4 protein-coding genes and 2 CRISPR repeat arrays are annotated in these 12132 nt (G+C 43.6%); all 4 genes read right to left on the bottom strand.

Features of this window, described 5'->3' with window-relative positions; all coding sequences use genetic code 11:
- Positions 1-11: 11 nt before the first annotated feature.
- A complete protein-coding gene (locus ACO4R2_RS01725; RefSeq protein WP_311489765.1) occupies positions 12-497 on the bottom strand; it encodes a DUF805 domain-containing protein in 486 nt (161 codons plus the stop codon).
- A 2183-nt stretch (positions 498-2680) separates the two neighbouring features.
- Positions 2681-3801: direct repeats of the CRISPR family, unit length 47 nt; unit sequence GTTGTGAATTGCTTTCAGAATCGTATCTTTGCATTATCGTTCACAAC.
- 103 nt (positions 3802-3904) lie between these two features.
- A complete protein-coding gene (gene cas2, locus ACO4R2_RS01720; RefSeq protein ID WP_311489766.1) occupies positions 3905-4237 on the bottom strand; it encodes a CRISPR-associated endonuclease Cas2 in 333 nt (110 codons plus the stop codon).
- Entirely contained in the window at positions 4234-5178 is a 945-nt protein-coding gene (gene cas1 / locus ACO4R2_RS01715) for a type II CRISPR-associated endonuclease Cas1 (RefSeq protein WP_484768931.1), read from the bottom strand. The genes cas2 and cas1 overlap by 4 nt, the downstream gene beginning before the upstream one ends.
- Complete coding sequence (gene cas9, locus ACO4R2_RS01710; RefSeq protein ID WP_484768930.1) at positions 5175-9455, bottom strand: type II CRISPR RNA-guided endonuclease Cas9; 4281 nt, start codon at positions 9453-9455, stop codon at positions 5175-5177. The genes cas1 and cas9 overlap by 4 nt, the downstream gene beginning before the upstream one ends.
- A 1083-nt stretch (positions 9456-10538) precedes the next feature.
- A CRISPR array of direct repeats spans positions 10539-12111; the repeat unit is 33 nt; unit sequence GTTTCAATCCACGCACCCCGAGCGGGGTGCGAC.
- Positions 12112-12132: the final 21 nt, after the last annotated feature.

Raw genomic sequence — 12132 nt, 5'->3', positions numbered from 1 at the left:
TTTTGTAGATATTAGTCTATATATTTGGGCGAAGGCCCATACTTGTTGCTGTATGTACTCGAATCGCTGGCGCAGAACACCAAGATGGTGATGCTGAGAGCTAAGCAGATCAGAGCGCAAAGAGAGAGAATCACTACTGCCCAGATATAGCCATTCCATACGGCTAAAGGGAGAGTAGGTATCATTGGAATTGCCGAGAAGAAAAGCCCGACAGTCCAACCGCCGCTCCGTCCCGTGTCATGTAAGCGTCGCACCGCGACGGCGAAGGACGGAATGAGTGTTGCCAAAGAATAGAGATAAACAAGGAATTTTACCCAAACAAGTCCCGTGATAACAGAGATCGTGAAAAATGCAAACTGCAAACCCATGGTCACAACCGTGTTGAATAGTGCGAACCACCAGAATTCCGACCGGCGCGAGCGTCCACTGAAGACGGCGTAGTCGCGGAATGCCTTTTTTATTGCTTTCGGAGCCGAAAGCATCGGTGTTGTTTGCATGATTTAAGTAGTTGTATAGATGTTAACTTTAGTTGGGATAGGCAAATATATATACTATATTTTATTATGCCAAGTAAAGTTAACAAAATCTGCAATAAAATCGTAAAAAAACTTTATCATCCTCTCCTCCTTTCTATCTTTCATCTCTTTTGCGCCCTATATATTTACATTAGAGCTGTATGTGTGTAGCGTGGAGAGGACACAGAATGCTGCATGGGATATTGTCGTTTTTTTCCTCCACGTACGAAACTATTTGTTTTGTTGTCACGTTGTCACGGAAGTGCTGATGGGTTGATAAACAGGAGTTTAGACGTGTGGCAACGATTTGTGTTTTGATTTTGTTGTCACGCTGTTGTCACCCGCGCACCATGCATGTTTCCAGTTTGTTATAATGGAAGTGTGACAACGTGACGACGTGACGGCATGAAAACAAAGCAGAGAGAGGAGAATGTATCCTCTTCGCTTCGGCTTTCCTTATCATCAGCTTCGCTACAATAAGGGTGTCGGCTGACAGAATAAGGCTATCAGCTGACAGCCTTATTCTGTTCTCAAACGCAATAAGGCTATGGACGATGAAATAAAAGATATGTTTTTTTCGCCTTTTTCTGCTGAAGACAATCAAAATTGCAAAAAAGGAAGATTACACAGATTTTTCCGTATATTTGCAGTGCGAGGGGTGCGGTTAACCTTCAGAGACCGTCCCTCGCTCAACTCCCAGCTTCATCGCTGGGTTTTTTGTTGTGAGCTACTTTCGGGGGCGTATCTTTGTGTGCATTATTGTTTAGCGCTTTAGAAAAGAGAGAATTTTATTCGTAACTTTTTGTGTTTTGAAAAGTTATTGCTACTTTTGCCCTAAAGCAATGTATCAAGTTATCCTTCGTCTCGTGTTTATCGCGAGACACACGAGGAAGGCGACGGATCATTGCTTTTCTTTTTTTTATATCCTCGTAGGGATGTACATGAAGTTTCTGTTTTACTTTATAACTTTTTGTGTTTTGAAAAGTTATTGCTACTTTTGCCCTAAAGCAATGTATCAAGTTATCCTTCGTCTCGCGTTTATCGCGAGACACACGAGGAAGGCGACGGATCATTGCTTTTCTTTTTTTATATCCTCGTAGGGATGTACATGAAGTTTCCGTTGCACTTTATGACTTTTTGTGTTTTGAAAAGTTATTGCTCTCTTTGCAGAGAGAGCGATGCGGATTTTCACATGTCGGTGTTTTATTCTTCCTCCCTTGCTTCCTCTTCTTCTCTTCTTCCTGTATGCTGCTGGCGTATGAGTTTGCACGCTGCATCATACATAAGTGAGTAGTGCTATGTAATATACACTGACAAGGCTATGATTTCTTTTCTGGAGAGGCGAGGCAAACGAATGAAATAATAAGGACTGAATTAGAAAAAATAAAAAGGTGACCGAAGCCACCTTTGAAAGTGTGAAAGGAAAGCTTGAAGTTATCGCGCCGAATCTTCGACATTCACACGCTGCAAAGATAACAATATTTTGCAACATAACAAGTTACGAACAAAATACTCTCATTTCTAAAGAAAAGTAATCCCATGATGGACCGAATGCCGAACGCTTCTTCGGAGGGCTTACATCGATCACCTTGAAAATGAATACCAGATGCAGTTGTTTAGAATGGGGCATAGTACTATTCATCATGGATGAGTCTCATCTATCAAAAAGAATAAAAAAAGCCGGGTTTTTCATGGAACACCCCGGCGCAGGTGGAAGTACAAGAGAATGAATTCTCTGTAAATCCCATGCAAATATACAATTTATTTTGAAAAATAAGTGGACGCAAAAGATTTCGTAAAACTCATAGAGTAGGAGCAAAGGAGACTGAGAGAACTCATGCGGCATCAACTTTCTGGCATTATCGGACGTATGGAGAAAGACCATAATCAGGACAACTTTAGCACAGACCGATCCCGAAACTACCTAAAAGATGCTTGTAGTGATTTGATTCTTTGAAAATTTCGATAAATTTCTTCATAATTACTTGATTTTGAAGAAGTGTTATTATCTTTGCACTGGATCATTCCTCGTAAGAGGTTTGGACCCTACATTCAGGCAGTCGTGATTATATCAAGTCTGCCTGTCTTATTTTTAAGCCATTTGTGGAAATCTCATCGTAAGTGTAGGTTTTGTCTTTCCTTCGATGACGATCATAAAAGATTTGGTTGTGAATTGCCTTCAGAATCGTATCTTTGCATTATCGTTCACAACGAAGAGTTTGAACATGCAAAAGAAATGCTGTTGTGAATTGCTTTCAGAATCGTATCTTTGCATTATCGTTCACAACTCTTGTTTGATTTTATCCGATAACATATCGTTGTGAATTGCTTTCAGAATCGTATCTTTGCATTATCGTTCACAACATCTCGGACTGCTTGCCAAGGCTGCGCCATGTTGTGAATTGCTTTCAGAATCGTATCTTTGCATTATCGTTCACAACCATTGTCTCTGTCTTGATTGTCTCACAATAGTTGTGAATTGCTTTCAGAATCGTATCTTTGCATTATCGTTCACAACTTGCTCTATGCCAAGATGTCTTTGTCTGTGTTGTGAATTGCTTTCAGAATCGTATCTTTGCATTATCGTTCACAACTTGCCCTAAAAGAAAACAGGAGGCATCATAGTTGTGAATTGCTTTCAGAATCGTATCTTTGCATTATCGTTCACAACGATTGTCCCAAGCAAATAACTTTTAACCTCGTTGTGAATTGCTTTCAGAATCGTATCTTTGCATTATCGTTCACAACTTGGTTCACTTGCAGACAAAATAGATAACGGTTGTGAATTGCTTTCAGAATCGTATCTTTGCATTATCGTTCACAACAAGCAAGGAGGTGAGGCGGTTGTCTTCGAGGTTGTGAATTGCTTTCAGAATCGTATCTTTGCATTATCGTTCACAACAACATGAAAAGAGAAATATTATTCAGAGGAGTTGTGAATTGCTTTCAGAATCGTATCTTTGCATTATCGTTCACAACATGAGATAATTCTTCTATTCGGCCGCGCGGTTGTGAATTGCTTTCAGAATCGTATCTTTGCATTATCGTTCACAACTTGCAACGGTGCATTCAATGTACCCGACCTGTTGTGAATTGCTTTCAGAATCGTATCTTTGCATTATCGTTCACAACTAAATATGACAATATTAGAATTACAAAAAGGTTGTGAATTGCTTTCAGAATCGTATCTTTGCATTATCGTTCACAACGCGAGCGACGGAGAACTCCCCGACGCTGGTGTTGTGAATTGCTTTCAGAATCGTATCTTTGCATTATCGTTCACAACTGGATGCTTGCAAGAGTTTGATTTATAATCAAATAAGTGTTAGTTGCAGAAAAAGAAAAATGATGCAAAAAAAGGTCTCACCATTAGGGTGGGACCTTTTTTGTTAGAATAATTCGAGTTGCTGTCCTGGAGCGTTTGGAGCTTTGTAGCGTGCTCCTTGGAAAATTTCGATAGCTCCAAACTGTTTGTCTGTGATACTCATAATGCCAACATTTCCAGATTCGGGGAGGAAAGATTTGACACGTTTGATGTGAACTTTTGCATTCTCAATGCTGGAGCAGTGGCGGGCATAGATGGATAATTGGAACATTATGAAACCATCCCGCTGGAGATTTTTGCGGAATTCGGTGTATGCTTTCTTTTCTTCTTTTGTCAGCGTAGGGAGATCGAAGAATACTAATACCCACATAATGCGATATTCACTAAAGCGTTTCATGCGAATTGCGGAAAGATCAGTTTGCGTTGTTCTCCTGCAAAGCATTTGGCGAGTGAGGCTGTCGTGATGCCAGCTGCCACCATCAGTGGGCTGCGCTTACCTCCGATGATGACATCTAGCGTTGGGATAGAGAGCAACTCTCGTTTGAGTTCTGTTGTTAGTATTGCGTTTTCTGCCCAGAAATCGTATTGAGCTACTAACTGAAATACCAATTCATCGACAAAGGGGCGATAAGGTTCCATGATATCATCGGCCAAGCAGTAGGCATTATACCGGTTGTGGTGGTGAAGGCCGAGAGTGGGGAGAAGTCCACTTACTACGAGAGCGCGGGCTATGACTGCGCGCAGGATGGCGTAGCCGTAATTGAAAAGTTGGTTAGGATCTGTTGCTTCTCTGTCGCGAACGAAAAGAGGATGAGTGGGGAAGAAGTGTTGCCAATAGTAGACAGCAGCACGAGCTTCTAAGTTGGATGTGTCGCCGCTCTTTACTTCTTCGCTCCAAACTTTCATACATCGTGTTTCGTAGTGGCTACAGCGTTGCAGAACAGCGGCTTGGTTTAGGATTTTCTGCTGGATGGTTTGTTGCCATAATTGTTTGCGGAGCGGGAGAGATGATTCAATTTGCTGGCGGAAGCGTTCGCTTTGTAGTGTGTTGCCAGTGAGAGGAAGAAGCAGTCCTGTAGGCATACGCCGTTCGTCGCAGGTGATTACGGCGCATTCATTGTCGAGAAGTTTTGCCAATAGGCCTTGTGTGATGGTGATGCGCTGATGATCTAATACGACGATGCCGATGTCTTCAATCGGGATGGTCCTTTCCGCTTTTTGCTTGAAGGTGGCAGAGAGATTGGAAGCCTGCTCAACCTCGGGCAGACGGAGAACAAGCTGTCTGTCGCGGAGGTTGAGGTAAGCAGGATTTCCAAAGTAGAGCGTTTTCTTGATCATTTATCTAAGAATTCTAAACCACTTGTTGTAAATTTAAAATCATAACCATGAAGAAGGAACTTGAGTTTATTAAGACTTAATCTGATTGTGATAGGCAAATTTTGATAGTCAGTTATAGTTTCTCCTGTTTCGTCTATATTGTAAAGATGATTAACTGCTTTAATACGTGTTATTGCAGCTTCAAAACCTTTAATTACATACAGCCGTTTTGAAAGTTCTGTCATTGAAAGTTTCTTTAATTCTTCAGGAGATTCCTCATATATTAAAATTGAGTCTTTAGCGTGTAAGAGCCGCTGAAGTGTTAGTGTTTTCGTCCCATTAAGAATTTTGCTAGGAATTATTTCATTGTTCTTTTTCTTGTTTTGCGCAATATCTTTCAAAGAATATATGACGAATTGTCTTTTATTCCCATTTGTGTATTCTGCAGCTGCATATAAACTTCCTACACTTGCATAAACAGTCTGTTTATATGGTTTATTTGATAGAAAGGTGTGCTGCTTTACTGCAATAGGATTTTTAATACGAACGTAGCATCTAATATGGCGTAATACATTTATTTTTTCTCCCTTTCTGTTAAGCATATATATAGGCTGTCCACATGCTTCTTTAAAGGAAGTTCCTTCGCAAAACTGACTTTTCATCATTGGTATGAGTGCTTTGTTCACAATCTGTTTTTCAAGATCTTCCCAACTAGAGAAGCCTGGAGCACTGGTATTGTTTTTGAAAACTAATGGTTTTCGGATGACATAATAGATGGTTGGATCAATTATGTTCTGTTCCTTCTGATTAGTTGTTTCGTTACGATTTGTCTTTTTTTTCCATTGAGTAATAGCACCATAGAATGATTGACCTGAAAGTTCTCCTCTTATAGAGTCACCAGAACTCCACTTTTTATGTTTGTTTCCATGATGATCGGTTACATAAATTTTCTTTCCTCTGATACGAATAGTGCGACGGCTGTTTTGTTGTGTCTGTTCTTTGCGAAGATGTCGAATGATAATATTGTTTTCAATGTACGATGGAAGAGATGCGATGTCGTTACCTAAATGACAACTATTTATTTCATATTGTAATTTTTGGTTGAGACTTATAATCTCTTGCTGTTTATTTGTGTCCTTAGAGAAACAAAGAATCTTCTTGAGTTCTTTAATTCTAAGAAAGATTTCTAACATACGATCGCGTTTAGCAGCAATAGGTATAGTTGTTAGGATGGTGGCATCAATGGCATGGTGGGAGTGTTTGTCGCGATTCTTTGCTTCATTAACGCTCTGGATTCCCAGTATTTTTCGGAAATCAGCTGTGACACTTCCTTTCTGTACCTCCACATTTTTGAAGAGGCTCTTGAGGAAAAGTGCTGCATGGCGTGTGATGATGCCTGTGTCCACTAACTGACTATTGCGGAAACCTTCTTTGATTTCTTCCATCTCGAAATGGGATAGTTTTTCGTGCCAATAGTTCAGCTCCATTTGCCAGAGGTGGCGTTGGCGGATACAATAGTCGCGTGTATCTTTGTCTTGTGCACGGCGTGTACGGTTCTTCCAAAAATCTACATTAACTTTGAGTCGTTCAACACGCTTTCTCCACATTTCCAAACGTGGCTTAATGGCGGTGTAGAGTGTACCATTGATGGTCTGGTCATGCTCGAAGTTGGGCAGATGTGCGGGGAGAATGTTCTTCTTGATGTACCTATTATAATGTGCGTCGCAAATGGTGAGGTTGGCGTCTGAGTTGTCGAACGATTTGCTGCGTGGCAGGGTGTGTTCGATATCAAAGGCGTTATCATCGAAGAGGTTGGTGAGGTTGATGACTTTTCCTGTATAGAAACAGATTCCGCCTTGCTCCAACCAGAGCTTATAACGCTTTGCATCAATGTTGAAGCTGAATCCATGCTGAAGTTCTCCTGTTTTTTCTGTCCGATAGATATGTTCTTCGCGTTGTTCGAGAATATAGCGAGCAGTGTTGATGTCTGTCTCACTGATAGCGCGTGTTGTGTATTCTTTTTCAAGAATACTACGAATGGTTTTATTTTGTTCTTCGCGCTCTTTTTGGAAACGATTGATGGCCCAGCGCATATTGGCGTCGTTGAGAGTTCGTGTTGTCTCTACCACAACGCGAGTCTCCAGGGGATCAATCATATTGGCATCTAACAACGCGTTGATTTTTCGGCGCAGTATGTTGAGTGTGCGTAGAGCAACAGGATTGCGAATGGCTTCAATGTTTGGTGTACCTAAACGCCATGAATCGGGACAGTTCTTATCGCGTTCTGGATGATAGGATGCAATCTGCGAGGGATGATAGAGCCTTGCCCATGCCTGTTCGTCAACATGAGGGAACTTTTCACAAAGGAACGTGCGGAGCGTACTAGCATAGGTTGGGATATCATAGAAATTACGCTTCGTTTTGCTGAAAAAGTTTTGATAGAGCTGTTCCACTTCGTTCATCAGCGTTTCCTGCTCTTCAGCGTCCATGAGCCCCCAAGTGACTTCTCCAAAATGTTTGATGATATGTTGAACGATGTCTTCTTTATCACTCTCCTGCAAGCAATAGCTTGTATCGTGTTCTGCAAATCGATCTTCGAAGGAGAGTGATTTATAATCAGCGATGAGCGAGTTTGTGATGATATAAATGTCTTTCGTGCGATCAACTTCTGTTTTGAGGTCTTTGCTGAAAGTTTCGATGAGTGTGTCAATCTCGTTCTCGTTCATGCCAGCAATCTCAGGCACTTTCGCGAGCATTACAGCATCACTATATTTTAGTCCGCGGCACAGCATACGATTGATGTTGCGGATGGCTTTGAGACTTAGCATGGCATAGCCTTGCGGAATACTCGTCCATACGCGTAGCAATAGTTTGCACTTCTCGTCGTCCCATTGGAGCGAATCTTTGGCAAAACTTTGCATATCTTCCAACTCATCTGCTTGGAAACAGACGTGCCAAATATCTAAGGCACTGTAGCAAACCGTGTGTTTTGTGGGATGTTGTTTGCTGTGTGTCTTGTGTTCTTTCCTTCCTTCTTGTTGGAATCTTTCCCAATCGGTACCTAAGAGTTTGACGAGGCGAGCGGTGACGGGGCATCCTGCAACATTCTGTTTGTCTGCATAGTTGATGGTGCGGAGGCTCTTATTGTTATCCCAATGGAGTTGGACTTCAAGTTCTTTTTCAAGCCACTTACGAATTTCAGAGAAGAGGAAATCTGCTTTGACGCGGGCGGTGAAGATCTCGCGATAGAGTCTTTCTTTCATTTCTGTTGTAGGCTCTTGCCAATCGCTATCAATAGTGCGGCGATAGCGTATGTTGTTAATAAACGCCCACGCGCGGAACTTCTCAAATTCGGGATGGCCGATGGGGCAGCGTCCCTTCTTCGGCTCGAGAGTACATTTCCCAACAAGTCCCTTTTGAGACCGCAAGGGGTTCTTATAGAATATGGTACCTTCGCCCTTCTTTGTGCTGACAAGCCGTTTGTAGAGTTCGCTCTCTATGCTGAGTTCTTTCTGGAAGTTAAAAATGTATGTAATCTCTTTTTCGTAGAGATCGCGCGTTGCTTGGATATCTTCATTGTTGCGGATGCGCGTACCTTGCGATTCTAAGTAGGCAAATGCTTGGCCGATAGTCTTCAAGCCTTGTGTTTCAAGCAGTTCTCGAAGACCTTTTGAGCGCTTCATCTCCGATTTCTTCATTTCTTGTTCGAGATCGTCGCTATTAGCGCTGAACTTCTCATTTTTCTCCTGTTCAGCAATCGTCTCCCCCTTGCTGCTCTTGAAACCTCTCCGTTGAGCAATATGATAGAGTGCGCGCCCGAGTTTGAATTTGTTTTCGGGAGAAGAGAAGTCGAGTTGCGTGGTAGCCAATTCGCAGCGCAATTGGTACGGACTGGTGTAGTCGGGTTTACCATCTGCATTGAAGTCAAGTTTTATCCAGCGATTGAAACCTTCATCTCCAATAGGATATTCACGTTTCAGATTTTGTGTTTTATCATAAACGCTCCATTGTTTATAGGATTCTTCTGAAAGCGGACACAGATTGTGGTCCATCAATAGGCGCAACGTGGCCTGCAGGCGTCGGCGGCGATGTAGTTTGAGGCGGCGAGCACTTCTAAATGTCGTGCGCTGTGCTGCGTAGGAGAATTCTCCGCTTTTGTCCGTTCCTACACCTGCTTCAAAGATGTCTGAAGAGAAATATTCTAGTTGTTCCTTGAGATTATCTCCAAGGGCGGGATTGCGTAGAGAAATGCCTATAGAGTTGGTACCAAGATCAAGTCCGAGTGTCTTTTGTTCCATTTTTTAAGGTTTTTATGTTTGTATTTTAAATTATTCTGTATCTTTGCGGCAGATACGATGTGAAAGACTTTTCACAACAAGGCTATAAGCCGAAGATTTCTTGCTCCCGCGGTTTAACGTGGGAGTTTTTTTATTTCTTTTAGATAACTATTGCAAACATACGAAATAAAACAAAAAACTGCAAGGATGGTAATGTCTGTATGCACTATCTTGTACCATCTGATAGAAAGTATCATTATCGTAAATGTAGTTTGGTTTTGCCATAACGTCCAACGGCTATAATTTACTTTTATCGAATATTCTCTTTACATTTGCAATGTAAAGTTCAGCATGGTAGAGACGTGATAGCTTGGAACGGAGGAGGCTTAGCCTTATGAGGGTGTCGATAGCCCCGCCATGCTGAGTTTTATATTCTGTCAAACCTGTTCCCTTCAAACCTCTTATTCTTGTTCAATTTTTGTGTCGTGATGAAGTTTACGATCTTTGTTTTCCCATTCTTGAGTTTCATCTCATAGTTGAGGAGAATGATAAACTTGAACTTATTGCTCACATACACAAAATTCCTTCTCCTTTGATCGGCCTTGTTGTCAAAGTAACTTAGCTTAAACTTTATTGTAAACGTCTTAATAGGTATTGTGGTGTATAATTTTTATAACACGACCTTTCAATTAATATGGAATTTGAGAAAGGAGAATTTGAGAATGTGAAGTAGTTAACGCTATTTCTAAAACGTTGTGTAAAAAATTGCTAATAAAGAGAAAAAGGGGAAATTGTGCTTATTAATACCGATAATGAAAAGCCCCATTAAATTGAATAAGAGAATATCTTTGTCGCGGGATGCGCCCTTTTCCTGGCTCTGTAGTGTCTGTTCAACCTCAGTTTCAATGCACGCACCCCGGGCGGGGTGCGACTTCCTTGTTTTTCAATGAATGAGTTGTAGATACTGGTTTCAATCCACGCACCCCGGGTGGGGTGCGACCTTCACCACGCAACCAAATCGCATATAGTTCAGAAGTTTCAATCCACGCCCCCTGGGTGGGGTGCGACGTTGAGGCTGACCTCTTACAAACCAGTTAGCACGGAGTTTCAATCCACGCACCCCGGGTGGGGTGCGACTATGGCTTTGATGGTCTAGACGATGGTTTAAGGATGTTTCAATCCATGCACCCCGGGTGGGGTGCGACTCCGCCAGTCTCATTGTGCCAAATGCCCATGCAGTTTCAATCCACGCATCCCGGGTGGGGTGCGACACGCCATTGGGAATGGTCATGGTCTGACCGCTCACGTTTCAATCCACGCACCCCGGGTGGGGTGCGACTCATTCATTGCCTTGACAAATCCATACGGATTAAGTTTCAATCCACGCACCCTGGGCGGGGTGCGACCGCAAGGGCAAAAGCAAATTGGCGTTCATCTCGTGTTTCAATCCACGCACCCCGGGCGGGGTGCGACTTACAGAGGTGAAATATCTAAACTCCCAAGTGGGTTTCAATCCACGCACCCCGGGCGGGGTGCGACCGCATCCGCCGTAACCGTATCTCCGCCCTAAAGAGGGTTTCAATCCACGCACCCCGGGCGGGGTGCGACATATGATCCGCGCAGGATACAGGACTGTTAATAACAGTTTCAATCCACGCACCCCGAGCGGGGTGCGACAACTGCGAGACAACTTGCGGACGTTCTTTTCAGTTTCAATCCACGCACCCCGAGCGGGGTGCGACGAATAAAATGGATTATGCGGCAAATCTGGATGTGTTTCAATCCACGCACCCCGAGCGGGGTGCGACCCTGCGTCTAGCATCGGCTTGCGTGGCTGCAAAGTTTCAATCCACGCACCTCGAGCGGGGTGCGACTAAGTTTCAGGACCCCACGCAAGCCGGCGCGCAATTGTTTCAATCCACGCACCCCGAGCGGGGTGCGACTTAATAAAATCAAGTAGCAGAATTCTCTTCAACACGTTTCAATCCACGCACCCCGAGCGGGGTGCGACAATTCATTTCTCCTCAGATGCTTTTTTGTTAGAAGTTTCAATCCACGCACCCCGAGCGGGGTGCGACAGGGAAAGACCGTAGACTCACAAATAACTAGTGTTTCAATCCACGCACCCCGAGCGGGGTGCGACAATCAAGGTTAAAGGATTGCGACGCGTACCCATGGTTTCAATCCACGCACCCCGAGCGGGGTGCGACATCCAAAACTTCCACGGAGTTCCCTACTGACAGTGTTTCAATCCACGCACCCCGAGCGGGGTGCGACCAAAAGGAAGGCTAAATGCGAACTCAATAAAAGGGTTTCAATCCACGCACCCCGAGCGGGGTGCGACAGATGCAGTCGTTAGCACTTACAGCGACATTTTAGTTTCAATCCACGCACCCCGAGCGGGGTGCGACGCCTGAATTAACGCGGGCAAGCAATTTATCCCCAGTTTCAATCCACGCACCCCGAGCGGGGTGCGACCCCTGAACAGCATTGATAACACTCAATACGGAAGTTTCAATCCACGCACCCCGAGCGGGGTGCGACCCCTGAACAGCATTGATAACACTCAATACGGAAGTTTCAATCCACGCACCCCGAGCGGGGTGCGACGCAACTGCCCGGCGCAGATAAGGAAACCCTTGTAGTTTCAATCCACGCACCCCGAGCGGGGTGCGACCCCTCAACCCTGGCTTCAGCA

The organism is Alloprevotella sp. (assembly GCF_057240785.1).
Note: the sequence above shows the minus strand (reverse complement) of the source record. Positions and strands in the feature narration are given on the sequence as shown.